This is a genomic window from Arthrobacter sp. NQ7 (assembly GCF_029581595.2).
GTDB classification, from domain to species: domain Bacteria; phylum Actinomycetota; class Actinomycetes; order Actinomycetales; family Micrococcaceae; genus Arthrobacter; species Arthrobacter phenanthrenivorans_B.
Map to the genome: position 1 here is coordinate 11,132 of NZ_JARFXU020000028.1, position 24,445 is coordinate 35,576.

At 69.1% G+C, this 24,445-nt stretch carries 17 protein-coding genes; 15 read left to right on the forward strand and 2 right to left on the reverse strand.

Going from position 1 to position 24,445, the window contains the following annotated elements; translation table 11 throughout:
* Positions 1-76 precede the first annotated feature (76 nt).
* The 11 genes from PUN71_RS20420 to PUN71_RS20470 all read left to right on the forward strand — a co-directional run bounded on the left by PUN71_RS20420 (position 77) and on the right by PUN71_RS20470 (position 16,668).
* Positions 77-1,348 carry an RDD family protein gene (locus PUN71_RS20420; RefSeq protein ID WP_277799886.1) on the forward strand — a complete coding sequence of 424 codons (1,272 nt, stop codon included), beginning with the start codon at positions 77-79 and terminating at the stop codon, positions 1,346-1,348.
* Positions 1,345-2,280: a PP2C family protein-serine/threonine phosphatase gene (locus tag PUN71_RS20425; protein WP_277799871.1), complete on the forward strand. Its 936-nt coding sequence runs from the start codon at positions 1,345-1,347 to the stop codon at positions 2,278-2,280. The genes PUN71_RS20420 and PUN71_RS20425 overlap by 4 nt, the downstream gene beginning before the upstream one ends.
* Positions 2,267-4,624, forward strand: coding sequence for an FHA domain-containing protein (locus PUN71_RS20430; RefSeq protein WP_277799872.1), 2,358 nt, complete (start codon positions 2,267-2,269; stop codon positions 4,622-4,624). Before PUN71_RS20425 ends, PUN71_RS20430 begins: the two co-directional genes overlap by 14 nt.
* Positions 4,621-6,414 (forward strand): serine/threonine-protein kinase, encoded by a 1,794-nt coding sequence (locus PUN71_RS20435; protein ID WP_277799873.1) that lies wholly within the window; start codon positions 4,621-4,623, stop codon positions 6,412-6,414. Before PUN71_RS20430 ends, PUN71_RS20435 begins: the two co-directional genes overlap by 4 nt.
* Positions 6,415-6,546: 132 nt before the next feature.
* Positions 6,547-7,251, forward strand: a complete 705-nt coding sequence (locus tag PUN71_RS20440) for a hypothetical protein (RefSeq protein WP_043456010.1) — start codon at positions 6,547-6,549, stop codon at positions 7,249-7,251.
* A complete protein-coding gene (locus PUN71_RS20445; protein ID WP_277799874.1) occupies positions 7,248-11,693 on the forward strand; it encodes a type VII secretion EssC family protein in 4,446 nt (1,481 codons plus the stop codon). Before PUN71_RS20440 ends, PUN71_RS20445 begins: the two co-directional genes overlap by 4 nt.
* Before the next feature lie 122 nt (positions 11,694-11,815).
* Entirely contained in the window at positions 11,816-12,418 is a 603-nt protein-coding gene (locus PUN71_RS20450; RefSeq protein WP_277799875.1) for a hypothetical protein, read from the forward strand.
* 165 nt (positions 12,419-12,583) lie between these two features.
* The gene (ligA, locus tag PUN71_RS20455) at positions 12,584-14,821 is read left to right on the forward strand and encodes an NAD-dependent DNA ligase LigA (RefSeq protein ID WP_277799887.1); all 2,238 of its coding nucleotides are present in this window, start codon (positions 12,584-12,586) and stop codon (positions 14,819-14,821) included.
* Complete coding sequence (locus tag PUN71_RS20460) at positions 14,818-15,627, forward strand: inositol monophosphatase family protein (RefSeq protein WP_277799876.1); 810 nt, start codon at positions 14,818-14,820, stop codon at positions 15,625-15,627. Before ligA ends, PUN71_RS20460 begins: the two co-directional genes overlap by 4 nt.
* A gap of 110 nt (positions 15,628-15,737) precedes the next feature.
* Positions 15,738-16,241 carry a GNAT family N-acetyltransferase gene (locus tag PUN71_RS20465; protein ID WP_277799877.1) on the forward strand — a complete coding sequence of 168 codons (504 nt, stop codon included), beginning with the start codon at positions 15,738-15,740 and terminating at the stop codon, positions 16,239-16,241.
* Between the two features lie 46 nt (positions 16,242-16,287).
* Positions 16,288-16,668 carry a RidA family protein gene (locus PUN71_RS20470; protein WP_110542889.1) on the forward strand — a complete coding sequence of 127 codons (381 nt, stop codon included), beginning with the start codon at positions 16,288-16,290 and terminating at the stop codon, positions 16,666-16,668.
* Between the two features lie 10 nt (positions 16,669-16,678).
* Here PUN71_RS20470 and PUN71_RS20475 read toward each other — a convergent pair whose 3' ends face one another.
* Together PUN71_RS20475 and PUN71_RS20480 are read right to left on the reverse strand one after the other, a co-directional pair.
* Positions 16,679-17,341 carry a response regulator gene (locus tag PUN71_RS20475; protein WP_110542890.1) on the reverse strand — a complete coding sequence of 221 codons (663 nt, stop codon included), beginning with the start codon at positions 17,339-17,341 and terminating at the stop codon, positions 16,679-16,681.
* Complete coding sequence (locus PUN71_RS20480; protein WP_277799878.1) at positions 17,334-19,088, reverse strand: sensor histidine kinase; 1,755 nt, start codon at positions 19,086-19,088, stop codon at positions 17,334-17,336. Before PUN71_RS20480 ends, PUN71_RS20475 begins: the two co-directional genes overlap by 8 nt.
* A gap of 189 nt (positions 19,089-19,277) precedes the next feature.
* Here PUN71_RS20480 and PUN71_RS20485 point away from each other — a divergent pair, with 189 nt between their 5' ends.
* The 4 genes from PUN71_RS20485 (at position 19,278) to gatB (ending at position 24,266) form a co-directional block, all read left to right on the forward strand.
* On the forward strand, positions 19,278-20,750 hold the full coding sequence (locus PUN71_RS20485) for a CitMHS family transporter (protein WP_277799879.1): 1,473 nt from the start codon (positions 19,278-19,280) through the stop codon (positions 20,748-20,750).
* Between the two features lie 146 nt (positions 20,751-20,896).
* Complete coding sequence (gatC, locus tag PUN71_RS20490) at positions 20,897-21,193, forward strand: Asp-tRNA(Asn)/Glu-tRNA(Gln) amidotransferase subunit GatC (RefSeq protein ID WP_043455998.1); 297 nt, start codon at positions 20,897-20,899, stop codon at positions 21,191-21,193.
* Positions 21,194-21,195: 2 nt separating this feature from the next.
* A complete protein-coding gene (gene gatA / locus PUN71_RS20495; RefSeq protein ID WP_043455997.1) occupies positions 21,196-22,758 on the forward strand; it encodes an Asp-tRNA(Asn)/Glu-tRNA(Gln) amidotransferase subunit GatA in 1,563 nt (520 codons plus the stop codon).
* Positions 22,758-24,266, forward strand: coding sequence for an Asp-tRNA(Asn)/Glu-tRNA(Gln) amidotransferase subunit GatB (gene gatB / locus PUN71_RS20500; RefSeq protein ID WP_043455996.1), 1,509 nt, complete (start codon positions 22,758-22,760; stop codon positions 24,264-24,266). Before gatA ends, gatB begins: the two co-directional genes overlap by 1 nt.
* Positions 24,267-24,445 lie beyond the last annotated feature (179 nt).

The window sequence follows — 24,445 nt, forward strand, 5'->3', positions numbered from 1 at the left end:
CTTGCGGGCAGGCACGGCGCCGGGCAGTTCCGGCGGTTCGACCAGCGTGGGGGCCGCTCCAGGGGGAGGAACGGGAATGGCAGTGAACCTTCAGCTTGTTCCGGCTGCGGCGGGCAAGCGGCTCGGTGCTGCCGTCATCGACTGGCTTCCCGGCGTCGCTGTGCTGGTGGTGACCTTCGCCATTGGATTCGCCGGCATCACCCGGACCCGGAGCGGCGGCTTCATCATCTACGACACCTCTTCCCTGGTCCTGTTTGGCGGCATCGGCCTGGGGGTGACCCTCGCCTACCTGTTCGTCGTCCTGGGGCTGGAGGGCCGCAGCGGCAAGACCCCCGGCAACCTGGCCATGGGCATCCGCAGCGCCGACCAGGACGGCTATGCCCCCGGCGCCGGCGCCGTCTTCCTGCGCGGACTCATTACCGGCGCAGGCATCCTCCTGGCCCTGCTGGCAGCAGTCCTGGTGGTGGTCTTCAAGTGGTTCGACGCGGCCCTGTTCATCCTTGGCCCGCTGCTCCTGCTCGGCGCGGCGTGGGCCGTGCTGGTAGTAGTCTCCAGCCGGTGGGACAAGGACGGCGGACTGCGGGCCTGGAACGACACCGCTGCCAGGACCCTGGTGTTCGACGTCAAGGCGGGCCGCGATCCTATTACCACCGGCGGGATCCAAGGGCCCTACAGCTTCGCACCGCTGGACCTTCCGCCCGTACAGCAGGTGCAGTCGCCGGTGGCGGGCGCCAAACAGCCCCTTGCCCAGGCACCGGCGGCCACACCACCTCTCGCCGCGGGTCCGGTGGCGCAGCCTGCCCAGATGCCCCCCGCCCAGGCACCTGCCCAGTCGCCAACCCAGGTTCCGCCGTCGGCCCCCATGCCCGCACAGGCGCTGCCCTCCCAGACCATGCCGTACACGTCCCCGGCGTCCTTCGCACCGCCCGCGGCCGGCCACCGGGTGGCTCCGCAGCACGTTGACGACGACGTCGAACGCACCCAGGTGCGCCCCGGAACAACCGGCCCTGCCCCGGTGGCCGTCCTCCGCATCCGGTTGGATGACGGCCGCGACTTCCAGCTGGACCGCAGCGTGCTGGTGGGACGCAATCCCGTGGGGCAGGCCGGGGAACAGCACGCACAGCTGCTGGCCGTGGACGACCCCGGGCGCTCGATTTCGAAGACGCACCTGCACCTGCTCACGGATGGCGCGGGCATCTGGGTGACGGACCGGCAATCGACCAACGGAAGCGCCGTCACCACCCCGGACGGCCTGCGCACCCCCCTGGTGCCGGGCGTCCCCACGTTTGTTACCCCGGGATCCAGCGTGCATTTTGGAGACCGCACCTTTTACCTAGGACAGGCATGAACCAGCACCCCGCCAGTGTTTCCCCCACCATCCAGCCGGGACCGGGCCTCCGCCTGTCCGTCGGCTACGGGACGGACCGCGGGCTCCGCCGGGAGCTGAACGAGGATTCATACATCGCCTCCGATCCCGTCTTTGCCGTCGCGGACGGGATGGGCGGCCATGAAGCCGGCGAAATAGCCAGCGGCCTGTGCGTGCGTGCCCTGGCCGGAATGCCGCAGGTCGCGTCGGGGGAGCGGAGCATCACGGCAGCGGTCCTCCAGCAATACCTGGTCCGGGCCGACAGCTCCATCCGCGACGCCACGGGAGGCCGGGCAGGCACCACGCTGACCGGCGCCGTGGTGGTGGAACAGATGGGCATGCCGTACTGGCTGGTCCTGAACATCGGTGATTCGCGCACCTACCGGCTGAGCCAGGGGCGCTTCGAACAGATCAGCGTGGACCACTCCGAGGTCCAGGAACTGGTCGACGCGGGCGAGATCACCGCGCAGGAAGCCACCGTCCACCCGCGCCGGCATGTGGTCACCCGTGCCCTGGGTACGGGGGATGAAACCGAGGCGGACTACTGGCTGCTCCCCGTCGAGGAAGGCGACCGCGTCCTGGTGTGCTCGGATGGCCTGACCGGGGAACTGCCGGATGACGAGATCCTCCAGATCCTCAGCACCACGGCTGATCCGCAGGAGGCAGTGGACGCGCTCATCCAGGCCGCCCTGCGCAGCGGCGGCCGGGACAACGTCACAGCCATCGTGGTGGATGCGTCGAACGTATCGAACGACGACGGCGCCGGCACCACGGCGCCCCGGCACACCTCCGCGGACGGCGACGAAGTGACGCTGCCGCGGCCCGCGGCAGCCGCGCCCGTGACGCAGCCGCTGCCCGAACCGGCCGCGGAGGCTCCGGAGAGCGCGGGGGAGCCGGACGATGACCGGCGCTAGCTACATTCCGGGCACCTGGCTGGGCGTTGTGCGGTCCCGCACTGCGGTGCTCCTGGGCCCCGGGCTGCCGGCTGAACTGGCCGGCGCCGTGTGGGAGCTCCTGGCCGGACGGCCCGAGCCGCACGAGGTCCTTGCGGCCGTCACCAGCGGCTCAGGCGGATCGCTCACCCAGCTGCCGTCATTCGGGATCCTGGACTTCAACGGCCCGCTGCGCGTATTCCTGCGCGGCGACATCGACCTCACCGTGGAACAGCCCGGCGGAGCGGTGGACCTTGACGGCCGGGATGTCACCACCTGGAACGAGCGCAAGTTCGTCGTGCCGGGCAGGTGCAGGCTCGCAGCCGCGTCCGGCAGCACCGGCACCGGGCAGGCGGGGAAGTACCACCCGGAGTTGCCGCTCGGCGAAGGTGTGGTGCTGCTGCAGTCCCTGACGCTCGGCGTTCCGTCCGGCCCCGCCGCGGTGCACGGCCCCGCCGGCGCCGACAGTACGACGGCGCCGGGCACCTCCCCGTCCGCCGGGGGCACCTTCGCCGTGGACAGCGCCGGTGAGGTGGACAGCGCCGGTGAGGTGGACGGTCCCGACGATAGTGCCAGCGGCGGTGCCGCCTCCCGTTCAACAGCCGAGGAAGGCCAGCCGGATGCGGGGGCGCCGTGGCGTGCAGGGGGCCGGGCACGGGACTTCCGTGGGGAGCCGGAAGAGTCCATAACCGCTTCCGCCGGGACCGAGGTGGGGGCCATCGGGGGAGAAGCCAATCCTGAGCCCGGGGTACAGCTACAGGCCGGGCAGGCAGGGCAGGCTGGCGACAAGGGCCCGGGCCTACCAGCCGGGGAAAGCTTTGACCCGGACGCCACGATTGCCCCGGGCGCCATTATCGATATGGACGGGGAACGTGCCGTTGACGCGGCCAGCCTGGACTCCGAAGGCCCGCATCCGGCGGGAGGTGCGGCCGGCGCTGGTTTTCCCGGCGCTGACGCGGCCGGGCTTGACGCGGCTGGACTCGACGGCGCCGGGCTTGACGGGGCTGGGCGGGACGCAGCCTCCGCGGATGATGATGCCGCTGAGGCAGGCAGCATAGAGCCGGGAGGCAATGATTCAGGCGGCGCCGGGACAGGCAGCAATGGTTCAGTCAGCGCTCCCCGGAACCAGGCCGAGGCCGCGTCCGCGGTGGAAATGACGTCGTCCTATGACCATCTGTGGGACCGCACGGTGATGCGGAATATCGAGGATGCCGCCGTCCGGGAGGAGCCGGACGCGGATTCCGGCCACGTGCTCCCGCAACAGCAGGCCGCCCTGCAGGCGGCCGAACCACTGCCCGCGCTGGGAGCCGGAGACGCTGCGGCCCAGGCAGGCCCCGAAGGAGCATCCCCATCAGGTCCCGGCGGTTCCGCCGCATCCAGTCCGGGAGCCGACGCAGGATCCCCTGCCCACCCTGATCCTTCGCGGCCGGACTCCCCGCACCCCGGTTCCTCGCAGCCTGATCCTGCCCAGCCCCGTCCAGCCTCCCCGGGCCTGATCGATTCGGTGCCCTGGCGCACCGGCACCGGCACCGGCACCGGTGCCGGCACGGGCACAGCGGACCCCGGATCAGTCGCGGCTGCGCCCGCACCGTCGGTGGGGACGCCCCCGGCTCCATCCGCACCCCCGGCTCCATCCGCAACCCCCGCACCATCCACCCCCGCAGCTCCTTCCACACCGGCGCCCTTCACACCGGCGCCCTTCACACCGGCAGGCGGCGGCAACGGACCGGGCCAGGCCTTCGACCCCGACCATGATGGCCAGACGGTAATGAAGAGCAGCCTGCCGGGAACAGCATCCGGCTCTGCACCGACCGGGCCGGCTGCAGGCGGGCCCGCTTCAGGCGGAGACCGGCAGGACGCCGCCGGCGGCCCGCTGGTGCTGGCCCGTGTCTGCGCGCAGGGCCACCCCAATCCACCCACCCGTGCCCAGTGCAGCGTCTGTGGCAGCGCCCTGCTGCCGGACGCGGTGCAGGTGGCCCGTCCCCGGCTGGGGCGGATGCGCCTGTCCACCGGTGAACTGCTGGACCTTGACGAATCGATGGTCATCGGCCGGCAGCCGTCCGTCTCCAGGGTCCAGGGCGGCGTCATGCCGCGGCTGGTCCAGGTGGCAAGCCCCGGCGGCGACATCTCCAGGTCGCACGTCGAGGTACGGCTTGAGGGCTGGCATGTAATGCTGTGCGACCTCAAAGCCACCAACGGAACCGTCCTGGTCCGCGAAGGCCAGCCGCCGCGGCGGTTGGCCCAGAACGAGATGGCCATCCTGCTCGACGGCGATATCGCGGAGCTGGGCGACAACATCTCGATGCGTTTTGAGGAGATTCCTTGAGTTCCAAACGGCCGGTTGCGCCGCCGCCCCGCATCCCGGGGTTCACCTACATCAGCCTGCTGGGCTCCGGCGGCTTTTCCGACGTCTACCTGTACGAACAGGACAGGCCGCGCCGGAAGGTCGCCGTCAAGGTCCTGCTCTCGGACCTGAAGACCGAAGGCGCCCGGCGCCGTTTCGAGTCCGAGGCCAACCTGATGGCCCAGCTGTCCTCGCACCCGTACATCGTCACCATCTTCGAGGCGGAGGTGACCGACGACGGGCACTCCTACCTGGCCATGGAGTACTGCTCCCGTCCCAGCCTGGATGTGCGGTACCGGCGGCAGCGCTTCAGTGTCGATGAAGTCCTGGCCGTCGGCATCCAGGTGGCCTCCGCCGTCGAAACCGCGCACCGCGCCGGCATCGCCCACCGGGACATCAAGCCCGCCAACATCCTCGTCACCGACTACAACCGTCCTGCCCTCACGGACTTCGGCATCTCCGGCACCCTGGCAGGGGATGCGGAGGACGACTCCGGCATGTCCATCCCGTGGTCGCCGCCCGAGCAGTTCCGGGACGGCGCCGTGGATGGGGTCATGGTGGACGTCTGGGCGCTGGGCGCCACCCTCTACACCCTGCTCGCCGGCCGGTCGCCGTTCGTCATGCCCGGCGCCGACAACTCCCAGCGCGAGTTGATCAACCGCATCAGCAACATGGCGCTGCCACGCCTGGGCCGTGCGGATGTGCCCGAATCCCTGGAGCTGGCCCTGGCAACGGCCATGGCAAAGTCGCCCGGGTCCCGGTACTCGTCGGCCCACGCCTTCGCCCTGGCCCTGCAGCGCATCCAGGCCGAGCTCAACCTCTCCGTTACGCCCTTCGAAGTCCTGGAGGAACCACAGCAGGAGGACAGCCACCCGGACGACGGCACCGAGGAAACCCGGGTCCGGAGCATCGCCGCGATCGACCCGGAACGGACCGGCAGCGCCCCCACCTTCCCGGCCCGAACCCGCCCCGGCACCGGGGCTGACGGCACCGGAGGCGCCGGCGGTGCCGTCCCGCCGTCGAACGTTGCCCCTGCCGCCTATGCCCCTCCGGAACCTGGCCAATGGCAGTCCGCCCCGGCAGTGCCGCACATCCCTGCCCGCACTCCCGGAGCGCCGGCGCCCGAACCGGCTTCCCCCGTGACAGGCGCGGACGACGGCGGCCGGCTGGGCACCTGGGCACAGTCCACCGTGCTGCGGGGCAGCGCAGGATCGGCGCCCTACGGGTCCCCGGTCACGGGGGCCGGCGACGCCGGGGAGGACACCACCTACACCGGCGATGCGACAGTCCAGCGCGCTGTCACGACGGAGGACCCGCAGCCGGCGCCCGAAACCGATCACCGCAAGCGCAACCTGTGGCTCGCCCTCACCGGTGGAACCCTCCTGGCGCTGGCCGCCGCCGTCGGCATCGTGGTGGCCAATACGGCAACCGGAACACCCAAGACCGTGGCTACCCAACAGATGAGCAAGCCCCCCGCGGATGCCCTGGACAACGGCACGGTGCCCGACGTCGAAGGCCTTAAGGGCGCCGTGGGCGGTGACGGGGAAGCCAGCTTCACGTGGACCAACCCGCAACCCAAGCAGGGGGACACCTACAAGTGGAAGGTGTACACCATCGGCGGCAACAGCGCCGAGTTCCACTCCGTCACCGAACCGCAGGCAAAGGTGCGGGCCAACCCCACCGGGCAGACCTGCATCCAGGTCATGATCGTCCGGGCGGACGGCGCGTTCTCGCCAATGGAGGAAGGCTCCATAGCCTGCACCGCCTCATGACAGCTACGGCAACGACACCAGGACAGGTGATGTTCCGCCGCGGCCACGTGGGTGCCACCCGGAACGCGGACCGCTCCGCACCAACGGCATTGACGCTTACACGAACAGTTCTGACTTGAGGAGGCACAGATCATGGGGGATCTAGCAATAGATTTCTGTGGCGAATGGTACGAACCATCGGACGAGGACATCTTCAACATCGGCCGCGAGGGCGACCTGGAAGTGGATGACAACCCGTACCTCCACCGGCAGTTCCTGCAGGTGGCCCGCTACGACGGCATCTGGTGGCTCAGCAACGTGGGCAGCATGCTTTCCGCCACCGTTGCGGACGCCTCCGGCGGCATGCAGGCCTGGCTGTCACCCGGCGCCCGGATTCCGCTGGTTTTCAGCCACACCAACGTCATCTTCACGGCCGGGCCCACCACCTATGAGTTCGCCGTGCACTTGAGGACGCCCTCCTTCCGGCAGGAAGCCAGGGAAGGCGCGTCCAGCGGGGACACCACCATCGGCCCGGTGGTCTTCACGGATGCCCAGAAGGCTTTGATTGTGGCGCTCGCCGAACCCGTGCTGCGGCGCGAAGGCACCGGGTTCAGCACCATCCCGTCGTCGGCGGCTGCCGCCAAGACCCTGGGCTGGGCCCTGACGCGGTTCAACCGGAAACTGGACAACGTCTGCGACAAACTTGACCGGGTGGGCGTGGTGGGACTGCGGGGCGGCGGCGGCAAGCTCGCCACCAACCGCCGGGCGCGTCTGGTGGAGCACGCTGTCACCACCCACCTGGTGACCCCCGATGACCTGTACCTGCTCGAAAAGATGAGGGGCGTGGACGAAGGATGAGGATCCGCCTGACACTCCGCCGGGAACCCGCCGACGCCAAGGACCTGGCCGTCACGGTGGACGGCCTGGCCACGGTGGCCGATATCGCGACCGTGCTCTGGGCGGCGGACCCCGACCGCAAGGGCGTGCCTGCCCCGGACAACCTTTCCCTGCGCATCGACGAAGCCTTCGTGGGTGCCGGCATCAGCGGAAACGTCCTGGCCCGCGGGGACAACCTCCTCGAATCGGGCCTGCGGCCCGGCTCGGTGGTATCCCTGGCCCAGGTCAGCGAGCAGTTCCATGAGCCCGGAGCCAACCGCGGACCGGCCGCCGCCACCTTGCGCGTGCTGTCCGGGCCCGACGTCGGCCGCGAATTTTCGCTGCCCACCGGCACCAGCTACATCGGCCGGGACCGCAACGTGGACATCCGGCTGACGGACCCGCTCACCTCCAAACGGCACGCCCGGATCACGGTGGGCGAAAGCATCGAGATCGTCGACACGAACTCCGCCAACGGCCTCCTGATGGACGGCCTGCCGGTCACCCGCGCCACCCTGAACTCCTCCGACACCGTGACCCTGGGCGACACCACCGTGACCGTGGTGCCACTGGGGCACAACCACGCGGCAGCACCGACGTCGCCCCTGCTGAACTTCAACCGCTCACCGCGCGTGGTGCCCCGGTTCGACGTACCCAAGCGCGTGCTGCCCGCCGGACCCAAGCGGCCCGAGGACCAGCCCTTCCCCTACATCATGCTGGTGGCGCCACTGATGATGGGTGCGGTGATTTTCGCGGTCACGCAGAACGTTCTCTCCATGGTCTTCATGCTGATGATGCCCCTGTTCATCGTCGGCCACTACGTGGACCAGAAGATGCGCAGCCGCAAGCAGCAAAAGGAACAGCTCAAGCAGTTCCGCGCTTCCATGGCCGCTTTCCGGCAGGACCTTACGGAGCTGCAGCAGGTGGAACGCGCGGTCAGGCTGCAGGAAGCACCATCCGTCAGCGACACCGTGGACGCCATCTACAAACTGGGACCGCTGCTGTGGACGCACCGGCCCGAGCATCCCTCCTTCCTGGGCCTGCGGTTCGGGTTGGGGACCGCGCCGTCCCGCATCCCCCTCGAAGAACCGTCAAACAACGACACCGAGGTGCAGTACAGCCACGAAATCCAGGACTGCATCAAGCAGTTCAGCGAGATCGAAGGCGTCCCCGTGATCTCCCAGCTGCGGACCTCCGGGGCGCTGGGCATCGCAGGGGCCCGCGGACTGGTGGACGATGTTGCCCGCGGCATGGTTCTCCAACTGGTGGGGCTCCACTCACCGGCCGAGGTGGTCCTCACCGCCATCACCTCCGCCCAGTCCAGGGAACGCTGGAACTGGCTGCAGTGGCTGCCCCACGTCGGCTCGGGCCACAGTCCCCTGGCGGGGGACCACCTCGCCGCCGGCTCCGCGGGCGGGTCCTCTCTGCTGGCCAGGCTTGAGGACCTGGTGGATGCCCGCGAGGCCGCGGCCAAGCGGACCGCCCCGGAGCTGCGCCCCGGCATCGATCCGGTGAAGCACGAACTTGAAGAACCGGTCCTTCCGTCGGTGCTGGTCATTGTGGAGGACGACGCCCCCGTGGACCGCGGCCGCCTCACCCGGCTGGCCGAACGCGGCCCCGACTCCGGCGTGCACGTCCTGTGGGTGGCCACGGACATCCAGGCCCTGCCCGCTGCTTGCCGCGATTTCATGGTGGTGGACGGAGAGCACGGCACCACCACCGGCCAGGTGCGCCTGGGCCGCCACACCTACCCCGTCAGCTGCGAGAGCGTGGACGCCGAACTCGCGGCCCAGCTCGCCCGGATGCTCGCGCCCGTGGTCGATGTCGGAAAGCCCGTCAACGACGACTCCGACCTGCCGCGCGCGGTCTCCTACGCCACGCTGATCGGCAAGGACTTCCTGGACAACCCGCAGGCCGTCGCCGAGCGCTGGACCGAAAACAACTCCGTCCGTGCCACGGCGGTGGCCAACCGCAAGGACAACGGCACCCTCCGCGCCCTGGTGGGGTCAAAGGGCATCGAACCGCTGTACCTGGACCTGAAGAACGAAGGGCCGCACGCGCTGGTGGGCGGCACCACCGGCGCCGGCAAATCCGAGTTCCTGCAGTCCTGGGTGATGGGCATGGCTGCCGCCTACAGCCCGGACCGGGTCAGCTTCCTGTTCGTGGACTACAAGGGCGGGGCCGCATTCGCCGACTGCATCAACCTCCCGCACACGGTAGGGCTGGTGACCGACTTGTCCCCGCACCTGGTGCGCCGGGCGCTGACGTCGCTTCGGGCCGAACTGCACTACCGCGAGCAGCTGCTGAACCGGAAGAAGGCCAAGGACCTGCTGGCCCTGCAGCGGGAGGCTGACCCCGATGCCCCGCCGTACCTGATCATCATCGTGGACGAGTTCGCGGCCCTCGCCAACGACGTCCCGGAATTCGTGGACGGCGTCGTGGACGTTGCCGCGCGCGGCCGATCCCTGGGCCTGCACCTCATCCTCGCCACCCAGCGCCCGGCCGGCGTCATCAAGGACAACCTCCGCGCCAACACGAACCTCCGCGTGGCACTGCGCATGGCCGACGAGGACGACGCCACCGACATCCTGGGCGTCCCGGACGCCGCCTACTTCGACCCCGCGATTCCCGGCCGCGGCGCCGCCAAGACCGGTCCTGGCCGCATCCAGGGATTCCAGACGGGCTACGCCGGCGGCTGGACCACGGACAAGCCGCAGCGGCCGCAGATCGACATCGTAGAAATGGCCTTCGGCTCCGGGCCCAGCTGGGAACCGCCGGCCCCTGACAAGCCGGCCGCCGCCGAGCCCGCCGGGCCGAACGACATCGCCAGGATGACCTCCACGATCGTGCATGCCGCGGATGCCATGGCGATCCAGCCGCCTCGCAAGCCGTGGCTGGACGAGCTGGCCAAGACCTACGACTTCTCCAAGCTGCCCAACCCCCGCACGGACGAGCAGCTGCTGCTGGGCGTTGCCGACGACCCCGTCCACCAGGACCAGCCCACGGTGTTCTACGAACCCGACCGTGACGGCAACATGGCCATCTACGGAACAGGCGGTTCCGGCAAGTCGGCCGCACTGCGCGGCATCGCGATAGCCGCCGCCGTCACCCCGCGGGGCGGCCCCGTCCACGTGTACGGCATCGACTGCGGATCGGCCGGGCTGCGCATGCTTGAGGAGCTTCCGCACGTGGGTGAAATCATCAACGGCGACGACGTGGAACGCGTCGGCAGGCTCCTGCGCCTCCTGCGGGACATCGCCGAGCTCCGGGCGGCGCAGTTCGCCGAGGTGCGGGCATCCACCATCGTGGAGTACCGGAAGCTGGCCAACCGACCGGACGAGAAACGGATCTTCGTGCTGGTGGACGGCATGTCCGCGTTCCGTGAGGCCTACGAACACAGCAAGCTGTCCGGGCTCTGGGACATCTTCCTGCAGCTTGCCACCGACGGCCGGACCCTGGGCATCCACCTGGTGGTAACGGGGGACAGACCCAACGCCGTCCCGGCATCACTGCTGGCCTCGATTCAGCGCCGCCTGGTCCTGCGGCTCTCCAACGAGGACGACTACATCTCCATGGACGTCCCCAGGGACGTCCTCACCGCCAATTCCCCTCCGGGCCGCGGACTCCTCGACGGCCTTGAAGTGCAGCTGGCCGTCCTTGGCGGCAACTCGAACCTGGCCCTGCAGGCCCGTGAAGTCCACAAGCTGAGCGAGGCAATGCTGCGCCAGGGCCTCGACACCGCCCCCGGCATCGAGCGGCTGCCGGAGCAGGTGGACCTCGACGTCCTGCCCGTCGGCAACCCGGACCTGCCGGTCATCGGCGTGGATGACGAGTCCCTGCAGCCCGCGGAGATCATGGCCCGCGGCCCTCTGCTGCTGGCCGGCCCGCCCGGGGCAGGGCGGACGGTGGCCCTGGTCACCCTGGCCTATGCCCTGCGGCGGTCCAACCCCGCCACGGAGCTGATCTACGTGGGATCCCGGCGCTCCGCCGTCGCGTCCTTGCCCCTGTGGAACCGGGCCGTCGTAGGGCCTGATGACCTTGCCGGCGTCGTGGAGGACCTGGTGGAGCATTCCACCGGCAACCCCGGCATGGTGGCCATCTTCATCGAAGGCCTCACGGAGTTCACCGACACCATCGCCGAATCAGGAATGGCGCAGCTTGTCACGGCTTCGCTGAAGGCAGACCAATGGGTGGTGGGGGAGTCGGAATCCTCCACCTGGTCCTCCGCCTGGCAGCTTGCCCAGCCCTTCAAGTCCGGGCGCCGTGGCCTGCTGCTCAACCCGGGCGACATCGAGGGCGACAGCCTGCTCAACACCTCCCTGGGCAGGGTCAGCCCCGACTTCATCCCGGGCCGCGGGTACGTGGTGGGGCGCGGCAAGGCGCGGAAAATCCAGGTGGCGCTGCCGCCCGAAAACCGGGACTGAACCGGCCGGCACCCGGACGGCCGCCACGCGGGTGGATTTGCGGCCGTCCGGCAGAGTGTAGAAGACTGCTTCGGAACCCAGAAGGCCGCGGACGGGGGATCCGTGGGCGTCGAAAGGTAACCGTGAGCCCATCCTCCCCTCCATTCCGTGCTGTCCCCGCCGCCTTTTCCGCGGCAGTCCTCGCCCTCGCCATAGGCCTCCCCGCCTCCGCGCCGGCCCTGGCCGATTCCCCGGACCCGTCGCCTGCTGCCACCACTGCGGCACCCACAGACGACCCAGCACCGGACAAGACGGCGAACGGGCGGCCCGGCAAGCCCGAGGCACCCACCGATCCGCCGGGCAATGGCGGGTCGCCCGCCCAGCCTGCCCCCAGCGAAACCGCCGCCCCGCACACGTCCGCGCCCGCCATGCCTCCTCGCGTGCCGGCGCCGGCACCCACGGCGCCTCTTCCCGGGACTGCCGAGGCCATCCAGCCTGACGAAACACTGCCGGCCGACACCCCCACGTCCGCTTCCCCGTCCTCCACCGCGGCCGCACCGTCGTCGGAATCCACCTGGAACAAGCCGGTTCCACGATCCACCGGCCCAACCCAGGCAGCGGCGGCACGTACCGGAGCCCCGGGCAGCGGCGGCCTGAACCTGTCCATTCCCGCCGGCGTCCTGCTGGTGGGAATGTCTGCCGGCGCCTTCGCGCTGTGGGGCCGGAACCGGCTCCGGTCGCACTGACCCCAGGCCGCTGACCCATGGCATGCCCCGGCCCGTTTGCAGCCGCCCCGGCCCCTGCGCCCGTCCAGTGTCCGGGGTGTAAGGCAAGATAGGTCTGTGAGCACAGGACCAGGACCCGCAGAACAGACCGCAACCCGGACCACGGCACCCACCGAGCCCCAAACCATCCCCACCGAAGCCATCCGCGAGGAGTACGAAAACCTCGCCGACCTGGTGCGGAAGTACCGGTTCGCGTATTACCAGGAGGACGCGCCCCTGGTCTCGGACGCCGAGTTCGACACGCTCTTCCGCCGGCTCGAGGAGATCGAGGCGCTGCACCCGGAGTTGGTGGCCAACGATTCGCCAACGCAGGAAGTGGGCGGCGAGGTATCGGCCGCGTTCGCGCCCGTGCAACACCTTCAGCGGATGTACAGCCTGGAGGACGTCTTCTCCCTGGAGGAGCTGGATGCGTGGCTCAACCGGGCGGAGGCAAGCATCGAAAAAATCGGTGACGGCAGCACCAGGGCGGCCTGGCTGACGGAACTCAAGATCGACGGCCTGGCGGTCAACCTCCTCTACCGTGACGGCAAGCTGGTGCGGGCTGCCACCCGCGGCGACGGCACCACCGGCGAGGACATCACGCACAACCTGCTCACCATCAAGGAAATCCCGCAGGAACTGCGCGGCAGCGGCTTCCCCGCCGAAATGGAGGTGCGCGGCGAGGTCTTCATCCCGTCCAAGGATTTCGCGGAGTTCAACGAGGCCTTGATCGAGGCCGGCAAGGCTCCGCTGGCCAACCCGCGCAACGCCGCCGCCGGTTCGCTGCGGCAGAAGGACCCGGCCGAGACGGCCAAGCGGCCCCTGAAGATGTTCGTGCACGGCATCGGCGCCCGCGAAGGACTGGCCGCCGGCAGCCAGTCCGAAACGTACGGTTTGCTCAAGGAGTGGGGCCTGCCGGTCAGCCCGTACTTCGAGGTGCTGGCCAGCCGGGACGACGTCCTGGCCTTCATCAAGCGCTACGGGGACCAGCGGCACAAGCTGCTCCACGAAATCGACGGCATCGTCATCAAGGTGGACGATTTCGCCACCCAGCGGGCACTGGGCAACACCACCCGCGTTCCCCGCTGGGCCGTGGCCTACAAATATCCTCCGGAGGAAGTGCACACCAAGCTGCTGGACATCCAGGTCAACGTGGGCCGCACCGGCCGGGTGACCCCGTTCGGCGTCATGGAGCCGGTCAAGGTGGCCGGATCCACTGTGGAGATGGCCACCCTGCACAACCAGGACGTGGTCAAGGCCAAGGGCGTCAAGATCGGCGACATCGTGATCCTGCGGAAAGCAGGCGACGTCATTCCCGAGATCGTGGGCCCGGTCCTGTCCCTCCGCGACCAGCAGGACCCGCCGGTGCGGGACTTCGTCATGCCCACCGAGTGCCCCTCCTGCGGCACTCCGCTGGCACCGGCGAAGGAGGGCGACGTGGACGTCCGCTGCCCCAACGCCAGGTCCTGCCCGTCCCAGCTTCGCGAGCGCGTGTTCCATGTGGCCGGCCGCGGCGCCTTCGATATCGAAGCCCTGGGCTGGGAGGCGGCCATCGCGCTGACCCAGCCCGCAGAACCTGAGGTGCCGCCGCTGACCTCCGAAGCCGGGCTCTTCGACCTCACCCCGGAGGACCTGGCCGAGGTGCGGATCCGCCGGGAAAAGAAGGCCAAGGGCGTGCCCACCGGCGAGTACGAGCTGGTGCCCTACTTCTTCAGCAAGGGCACGGCCAAGTCGCCGTCCAAGCCCACCGCCAACACCCAAAAGCTCTTCAAGGAACTGGACAAGGCCAAAACCCAGCCCCTGTGGCGGGTGCTGGTGGCCCTGTCCATCCGCCACGTAGGGCCCCGCGCCTCCCGGGCGCTCGCCCAGGCCTTCGGCACGATGGACCGGATCCGGGCAGCCTCGGAAGAGGAGCTGGCCCACGTGGACGGGGTGGGCCCCACCATCGCGGCGGCGCTCAAGGAGTGGTTTGCCGAGGACTGGCACCTGGAAATCATCGACCGCTGGGCCGCCGCCGGGGTCCGCATGGAGGATGAACGCGACGAGTCCATGCCCCGGACCCTCGAAGGGCTCACCGTGGTGGTCACCGGTTCCCTTCCCAACTTCAGCCGCGACGAAGCCAAGGAAGCCATCCTGCTCCGTGGTGGCAAGGCCTCCGGGTCGGTCTCGAAGAACACCAGCTACCTGGTGGCAGGCGAAAGCGCCGGCAGCAAGCTGGACAAGGCGGAGCAGCTGGGCGTGCCCGTCCTGGACGATGACGGATTCCGCAGGCTGCTCGACGGCGGCCCGGCAGCATTAGCTGACGGCGGCAATGAAGAGGCCGCCATGCCGGTGCCTGCAGCGGAGAACGCTGCCGGAGATAACAAGGTGGAGGAGAACGCATGACGTCCGCTTCGGAGCTGCTGGAGGTGGCGATGCAGGCCGCCGCGGCCGGTGCCAAAGTCCTGGCCGGCCGGGACGGCGACGCGCTGGACGCGAGCAACAAGGGTGCCGCCGGTGACTGGGTGACCGCCTTCGACGTTGCGGCGGAGACCGCCGTGCGCGGTGTCATTGCCGCGGCCCGGCCCGGCGACAGCATCACCGGCGAGGAACAGGGAACTTCCCGCCCGGCCAATCCCACCGGTTTCCGCTGGTCCATCGATCCTCTGGACGGCACCACCAACTTCATCCGCAACATCGTCTACTACGCCACGTCCGTGGCTGTGGCCGATGCCGACGGCGCCTGGCTGGCCGGCGTCGTCAACGCCCCTGCCCTGGGCCGGGTGTACTACGCCGCCCGCGGCCAGGGTGCGTGGCTGGAGGAACGCGGGAAAACCACCCGGCTCGAAGGGCCCGTCCCGGGCCGCGCCGGGCAGATCCTGGCCACCGGGTTCAGCTACGAACCCCACATCCGGTCGCAGCAGTCGGCCGCCTTCGGTGCCCTCATGGACGGGTTTGCCGACGTCCGCCGGCTTGGCTCCGCCGCCCTGGACCTCTGCATGGTGGCCGATGGAACGCACGACGCCTACGGGGAGCGGGGCCTGAACGAACACGACTTCTCGGCCGGGGCGCTGATCGCGGAGGAAGCCGGCTGCTGGGTCCGCCGGCCCCGCCTGACCAGCCCGCTCGACGGAGGCCCCAGCGACGACGAGCGGCTCGATGCCTGGACCTGCGCCGCCAGCCTGGAGCTGTCCGGCAAGTTTCCGCTCTAGGAGCCGTCTTCCCCGTCTGGAGGAAAACTGTGCCAGCACAATGTGATAGTTCGGTCACGGAAAGCGCGTTTCCACCGAACCCTGGGCCCGTCCGCCACTACCATTGATGGGTGCAGCCGCAGTTAACCATCCGTCCCGCCGTCGAAGCCGACTTTGCCGACGTCGCCCGCATCACCGGCGACTCCTACCTTGCCGCCGGGTACTTCGACGACGCCGACCACCCCTACATGGTCAAGGTCATGGACGTGGCGGCGCGCGCAGAGCAGGCCACCATCTGGGTGGCCGAACGGGAAGGGACCATCATCGGCTCGGTCACGCTGGCTCTCGCCGGCGAACCCTACGCTGACATTGCCCTGCCTGACGAACTGGAATTCCGCATGCTGGTGGTGGACCCGGCCGTCCAGCGCAGCGGCGCTGGCAAGGCCATGGTCAACGCCATCATCAGCTACGCCCGAACCCTGCCCGGCATCCGCGCGGTGGCGCTGACCACGGGGAAAGACTGGGAAAGCGCGCACGGCCTGTACCGCAGGACCGGCTTCCAGCGCGTGCCCGAACGGGACTGGTTCGTCCCCGGCACCGACACAAAACTGCTGGTTTACCGGCTCAACCTGTAGCAGCCCTACAGTGGTGGCGACCCATTCCAGCTTTGAAAGGCCACCCATGCGCAAAACCTTCGGCAGCGGATCCGTCTGGGAACAGACCCTCGGCTACTCCCGCGCCGTCCAGGTGGACAACACCCTCTACATTTCCGCGACCGCGGCCAGCGGTGACGACGGCATTGTCGGGGACGATTTCTACACCCAGACGCAGTACATCCTGCAGAAACTCGGCAAGGTCCTGGCCGACGCCGGCTTCGCCTACGAAGACGTGGTGCAGTCCAAGCTGTACCTGACAGACATCAGCAAGTGGGAAGAGGCAGGCCGCGCCCACGGCGAGGTCTTCGGTGACATCCGCCCCACGCTTTCCCTGGTCCACGTGCTGCCGTTCCTGGACCCGAAGATGCTCGTCGAGATCGAACTCGTCGCCCAGAAGAGCGCCTAGTTTTCCTGCCCTAGCGTGCCGGCAGGCCGTAACGGTGTTCCGGCCTGCCGGTGGTGCCGTAGCGGAGCTGGATGTCCACGGCGCCATCGTCGGCCAGTGACGACAGGTACCGCTGGGCGGTGGCCCGGGACACGCCCACCCGGGAAGCCACCTCCGCCGCCGAATATTGCTCGCCCGGGACCAGCGATTCCAGGACTGCGGCCTCGGTGGCGGAGCGGGGTTTCGACGACGGCGTGACGTCGCCGGGGACCAGCGCACGTTTGGCCCGCTCCACCGCCTCCTGGTCCAGCGCCCCGGGCTGGCCCAGGAGCCGCCGGTACCGGGCATAGGAACGCAGCTGCTGGGACAGCGACTCGGCCGTGAACGGCTTGAGCAGGTACCCCAGGGCGCCGCGGCGGAACGCCACCCGGACGGACGCCGCATCGGAGGCGGCACTGAGGATGATGGTGTCCACATCCAGCTGCTGCAGCAGGTCCAGGCCGGACGCGTCCGGCAGGTACACGTCCAGCAGCACCAGGTCGGGGCGCAGGCTGTGGATGGCCTGCAGCGCCAACGACGCCGTACCAACGGGTGCCAGCGCCAGGAACCCCGCCACCGAGTCGACATAGGCGGCGTGCAGCTTTGCCACATGGAAGTCGTCGTCCACGATCAGGACCCGAAAATCGTCAGCCATCTCCATCCTTTCCGGCTGCCCCCGGGATGTTGGCGGCGGGGTTTCCCGCCGTCGTCTGCGGCAGGGTGGCCATGAACACGGCCCCCGGGCCGCCCCTGGTTCCCCGCTCCAGCACTTTTACGTCACCGCCGCGGCGGCGGGCCAGCTGGCGCGCCAGGGCCAGTCCAAAGCCCTGACCGCCGCCTGCCCGGACGGGCCCGGACGCGGTGGTGAAACCCTCGGCGAAGACGCCCTCGGTGTCCGCGCCGTCTGCCAGCCCGTCACCCGAGTCCGCCACCACGATGTGGAGCGTGCCGCCGTCGTCGGCCGGCTCGTCCAGCACCTCAAGCTCAACCCAGCGGTCCGTGGATGAGCCCGCCACGGCAGCGTTGACCGCATTGTCGATCAGGTTGCCCAGCACCGTGGTCACGTCCTGGGCTTCGGTGACCCGCCCCCGGACCAGGGTCTCCGGCCCGATGCGCAGGGCCACGCCGCGCTCGTCCGCCTCCACGCCTTTGGCGCCCACGAACGCCTGCAGGTACGGGTCCTGCAACAGCTCGGCCTGGTCCACGGGGAACTTCAGCGGACCGGTGGCGGCCAGCCCGGCCAGGTAGTCGCGCGCCTCCTGGTGCTGGCCGATGCCGAGGAAGCCCGCCAGGGTGTGCAGCTGGTTGGCGAATTCGTGCCGCTGGGCCCGCAGCGCCGTGGACATGGTGCCCACGGCGTCCAGTTGGCGGGTGAGTTGCTGCAGCTCGGTGCGGTCCCGCAGCATGACGACCCAGCCGAGGTCTTCCCGGCGGTGCAGGGCCTTGCGGGCGTTCACCACCAGGACCCGGCCGCCGGCCACCAGCTCCAGGGCGTCCTGGTTCAATCCGCCGGCCGCCACGGCTGGACCGGCGGTACCGGCTCCGGGGCGCGTCAGGGATTTCAGTTGTTCCGGAACAGGGGCATCCTCCCACCGTGTGCCGGACAGGTCCGGCAGCCCCAGCAGGCGCTGGGCGGCGGCGTTGAAGACGCTCACCCGGCCGTCGGCGCTGACGCCGATGACGCCGTCGTCCACGCCCTGCAGCACCGCCACCTGGTCGTGGACCAGCGTGCTGATTTCCTCCGGCTCCAGGCCCAGGGTGAGGCGCTGCAGGCGTCGGCGGAGCAGGAAGGAACCCAGGATCCCGGCCAGGAGCGCGCCGGCGGCGGTCAGCGCCACGGGCCCGATGTCGCGGGCCACGCTTTGGGCCACCGTGTCCATCGAGTAACCGACGCTGACCTCGCCCACCACCGTGGAAGTGCCCGGGGCATAGACGGGGACCTTGGCGCCGGCGGAGGGACCCAGGGTTCCCGTGTTCCGGGTGGTGACTTCCTGCCCGGACAACGCCTCGGACGGGTCGGTGCTGACCTTCTCGCCAAGCCGCTGCGGGTCGGGGTGGGCCAGCCGGATGCCGGTCTCATCGGTGATCACCACGAACAGGGCGCCCGTCCTGGTCCGGGCCGCCTCCGCGGAGGCCTGCAGCGGACCTGCCAGCAGTTCGGCGGCCGGGGGAGTTCCGGGCTGTTCGCTGATCGCCAGGACATCGGCCCGTACTTCGGGGTCCGAGGCGACGGTGCGGGCGAGCGTCAGCGCCTGGTCTTCGGCGTTGCTGCCCACCCGGTCGTAGGTCAGCCAGGCATGCACGGCGGCGCTGAGCATCACCACGAGCAGGACGACGGCCAGCTGGAGGAGGAGGGTCTGGGTGGAGAACCGCAGCTGCTGCCGGGGCGCGGAACGCTGCATGTCATCCTCCTCGACGGGTATCAGGGGCTGCTGTGCCGGCCTGTGGCGGCGTGAGCACAATGAGCAAAATGCTCCCAATAAGCAGTATGCCAATCAATTGAGCCAAAGGCACTGCCGTGACGGCCGCCACCCTACAGTCTGTAGCACGCATCACAACGCTGTGGTGCCGTTCACAAGAAGGAGTCGGCTGTGCTGGTAATACTTGGATTCGCCATGATCGCAGTTTTCATGGTGCTGATCATGACGAAGAAGTTGACGCCAGTGCTGGCGTTGATCATTGTCCCTACTGCTTTTGGCCTCTTCGCCGGCGCCGGACTGGGCATTGGCGACATGGTCATGGACTCGATGAAGTCCATGACCTCCACTGCGGCCCTGCTGATGTTCGCCATCATCTACTTCGGCCTGATGATCGACGTCGGCCTGTTTGACCCACTGGTGAAGTTCATCCTCCGCAAGCTGGGCAACGACCCCGCCAAGGTTGTCCTGGGCACCGCCATCCTCGCCGCTGCCGTGTCGCTGGACGGTGACGGGTCCACCACCTTCATCCTCACCACCGCCGCACTGCTGCCGGTGTACCTGCGCCTGAAGATGAGCCCCGTGGTCCTCACCTGCGTGGCCGGCCTGGCCAACGGCACCATGAACATCCTGCCGTGGGGCGGACCCACTGCCCGCGCCGCCACCGCCCTGAAGATCGACGTCAACGACGTGTTCGTCCCGATGATCCCCTCGCTGGTGGCCGGCCTGGTCGTCGTGCTCGCCTTCTCCTGGCTGCTGGGCCTGCAGGAGCGCAACCGCCTCCGTGCCACCGCTCCGGAGATCTGGGGCGTGCCGGACACTGCAGAAGACTTCGACGGCGGCACCACCGCCGGCGGGCCCGGCACCGGCCGCGGACGCAAGGGTGGCAACCCCGGCGGTGCAGCCCCCGCCGTCGGCGGCTCCGCGGCAGGATCCTCCGTAGCCGTGCTGGAGCGCACCGACACCCTCCTTGAGGACAGCGGCGCCGGACTCACCGACACCGCCCTTGACCCCAACCGCAGCACCCTGCGCCCCAAGCTGTTCTGGTTCAACCTGGCGCTGACCGTCGCCGTCATGGTGGTCCTGGTGGCCAACATCATCCCGTTGCCGTTCGTCTTCATGGTGGGCGCCGCAATCGCCCTGCTGGTCAACTTCCCCAAGGTCAAGGACCAGGGCGCCCAGCTGATCGCACACGCACCCTCCATCGTGGCCGTCGTCAGCATGGTCATGGCCGCCGCCGTCCTCACCGGCGTCCTCAAGGGCACCGGCATGGTGGAAGCAATGTCCGCCTGGCTGGTCCAGATCATCCCCACCTCCATGGGCCCGTTCATGGCCGTCATCACCGGCATCCTGAGCATCCCCATGACGTTCTTCATGAGCAACGATGCGTTCTACTTCGGCGTGCTGCCGGTCCTGAGCGAGACCGCCGCGCACTACGGGGTTGGCGCCGCCGATATGGCCCGGGCCTCCATCACGGGCCAGCCGTTCCACCTGCAGAGCCCGCTGGTGCCGGCCATCCTCCTGCTGGTCTCACTGGCCAAGGTGGACCTCGGCGACCACCACAAGAAGGTCCTGTGGCGCACCGCCGTTATTTCCCTGGTAATGCTTGGCGTCGGCATGCTGACCGGAGCCATTGGTATCGGCTAGTCTGTAGCTGCCCGCGCTCCTGTCCCCGAGGCAGGACCGGGTACCGAAGGTGCCCGTCTGACGCCCGCTGGGGGCCGTCAGACGGGCATCTGCGTTTCCCCACTAGACTGGATCGGAAAACAATTCGAACTTTGCAGGGGAGATCCATGGCTGCGATCAACCGTGACGACGTCGCGCATCTCGCGCGGCTCGCTCACATCGAGATGAGTGCCGAAGAGCTGGACAGGATGGCCGGCGAGCTTGCCGTCATCGTCGATTCGGTCAAGTCCGTCAGCGAGGCCGCGGGGGATGACGTTCCGGCCACCTCGCACCCGATTCCGCTCACCAACGTGTTCCGCGAGGACGTCGTGGGGCACACCTTCACAGCGGAACAGGCACTCTCCGGCGCCCCGGATTCCGATGACAACCGTTTCAAGGTCCCGGCCATCCTGGATGAGGCATAACCATGACTGAACAGAACATCAGCGCCGACGCCCTGATCCGGCTCTCCGCCGCGCAGCTGGCCGAAAAACTCGCCGCAGGCGAGGTCACCTCCGTGCAGGCCACCCAGGCGCACCTGGACCGGATCGCCGCCGTCGACGGCAAGGTCAACGCCTTCCTGCACGTCAACGCCGGGGAAGCCCTCGCCGTCGCTGCCGAAGTCGACGCCATCCGCGCCGCCGGCGGCGCGGATGCCGAGGCACTGCACGTCCTCGCCGGCGTCCCCATCGCGGTCAAGGACCTCATCGTGACCATCGGCCAGCCCACCACCGCGGGGTCAAAAATCCTCGAAGGGTGGCACAGCCCCTACGACGCCACCGTCGTGGAACGCCTGCGCGCCGCGAAGATGCCCATCCTGGGCAAGACCAACCTGGACGAATTCGCCATGGGCTCCTCCACGGAGCACTCCGCCTACGGCCCCACCCGCAACCCGTGGGACCTGGACCGGATCCCCGGCGGCTCCGGCGGCGGTTCGGCTGCCGCCGTGGCAGCCTTCGAAGCCCCCCTTGCCCTGGGCACGGACACCGGCGGCTCCATCCGCCAGCCCGGCGCCGTCACCGGAACCGTTGGCGTGAAGCCCACCTACGGCAGCGTCTCCCGCTACGGGGCCATCGCCATGGCCTCTTCCCTTGACCAGATCGGCCCGGTCACCCGGACCGTCCTTGACTCGGCACTCCTGCACCAGGTCATCGGCGGCCACGATCCCCGCGACTCCACGTCGCTGCCGGAGCCCCTGGCCGACCTCGTTGCCGCCGCGAAGACCGGCAACGTCGAGGGCCTGCGGATCGGCATCATCAAGGAACTGCACGGCGAGGGCTACCAGGCCGGCGTCGAAAACCGCTTCAACGACGCCCTGGAACTGCTCAAGGACGCCGGCGCCGAGATCGTGGAGGTCTCCTGCCCCAACTTCCAGTACGCCCTGGGTGCCTACTACCTGATCATGCCGTCCGAGGCCTCCTCCAACCTGGCCAAGTTCGACGGCGTCCGGTACGGCCTGCGCGTCCTCCCCGAGGACGGCCCCATGACCATCGAACGCGTCATGGGGGCCACCCGTGCCGCCGGCTTCGGCGACGAAGTCAAGCGCCGCATCATCCTGGGCACCTACGCCCTGTCCGCCGGCTACTACGACGCCTACTACGGCTCCGCGCAGAAGGTCCGCACCCTGGTCCAGCGGGACTTCGAGGCCGCCTTCGCGCAGGCCGACGTCCTGATCTCGCCCACCGCCCCCACCACGGCGTTCCCGCTCGGCGAAAAACTGGACGACCCCCTGGCCATGTACCTCAACGACGTCGCCACCATCCCGGCCAACCTGGCCGGCGTCCCCGGCCTGTCGCTGCCCGGCGGCCTGGCGGACGAGGACGGACTGCCCGTGGGCATCCAGCTGCTGGCCCCGGCCCGCGAGGACGCCCGCCTGTACCGGGTGGGCGCGGTCCTGGAATCGCTGCTCGAAGCCAAGTGGGGCGGCCCGCTGCTGGCCCAGGCGCCCGACCTTGCCGCTGCATCCCTCGAAACCCAGGAGGCAAAATAATGAGCACCGACGACATCCTGAGCTTCGACGAGGCCATGGAGAAGTACGATCCCGTCCTGGGGTTCGAGGTCCACGTGGAGCTCAACACCAAGACCAAGATGTTCTCCTCCGCCCCCAACGTCTTCGGCGACGAACCCAACACCAACGTCAACGAGGTGGACCTCGGCATGCCCGGCGTCCTGCCCGTGGTGAACAAGACGGCGGTGGAGTCCTCCATCAAGATCGGCCTTGCCCTGAACTGCAAGATCGCCGAGTCCTGCCGGTTTGCCCGGAAGAACTACTTCTACCCGGACACCCCCAAGAACTTCCAGACCTCCCAGTACGACGAGCCCATCGCGTACGACGGCTACCTGGACATCGAACTTGAAGACGGCACCGTGTTCCGCGTGGAGATCGAGCGCGCACACATGGAGGAGGACGCCGGCAAGCTGACCCACATGGGTGGTGCCACCGGCCGCATCCACGGCGCAGACTTCTCCCTGGTGGACTACAACCGTGCCGGCGTCCCGCTGGTCGAAATCGTCACCAAGCCCATCGAGGGCGCCGGTTCCCGCGCACCGGAACTCGCCAAGGCGTACGTGGCCGCCATCCGGGAAATCGTGAAGAACCTTGGCGTGTCCGATGCCCGCATGGAACGCGGCAACGTCCGCTGCGACGCCAACGTCTCGCTCCGCCCGCACGGCCGCGAACGCTTCGGCATCCGCTCCGAGACCAAGAACGTGAACTCGCTGCGCGCCGTAGAGCACGCCGTGCGCTACGAGATCCAGCGCCACGCCGCCGTCCTGGACTCCGGCAACCCGGTGATCCAGGAGACCCGGCACTGGCACGAGGACACCCGCACCACCACCTCGGGCCGGCCCAAGTCCGACGCCGATGACTACCGCTACTTCCCGGAACCGGACCTGGTACCCGTGGTTGCATCCCGCGAATGGGTGGAGGAACTGCGCGCCACCCTCCCCGAGCCGCCGGCAGAGCGCCGCAAGCGCCTCAAGGCCGACTGGGGATACTCCGACCTGGAGTTCCGCGACGTGGTGAACGCCGGCGTCCTGGACGAGATCGAGGAAACCATTGCCGCCGGCGCCTCCGCATCCGTGGCCCGCAAGTGGTGGATGGGCGAGATCGTGGGCCGTGCCAAGGCCGCGGACGTTGACCCCGGCCAGCTGGGCGTCCAGCCTGCCACCGTGGTGGAGCTGAGCCGCATGGTGGAGGCCGGCAAGATCAACAACAAGATGGCCTCCCAGGTCCTGGACGGCGTGCTCGCCGGCGAGGGCACCCCGGAAGAGATCGTCGAAAAGCGCGGCCTGGCGGTCGTGTCCGACGACGGGCCCCTCCTGGAAGCCATCGACGCCGCACTTGCCGCCCAGCCCGACGTCGCCGAGAAGATCCGCGGCGGCAAGGTCCAGGCCATCGGCGCGATCGTGGGCGGGGTCATGAAGGCCACCCGCGGCCAGGCCGACGCAGCCCGCGTCCGCGAACTGATCCTGGAGAAACTGGGCGTCTCCGCCTAGGAAGCCCTGCCTGACCCGACTGGGTAGCGCCACGTGTCGTTGTGAAGCCTCACATCAACACCCGGGCGCTACCCAGTTTTTCGCGTTAAGTACTCAGATGCCGTGGGCGGAAAGTACCCGTGGCTGCCGGTCGCCGACAGACCTACACTGGAGCCCACGGGGCGCTGGCGCCCCCGCAG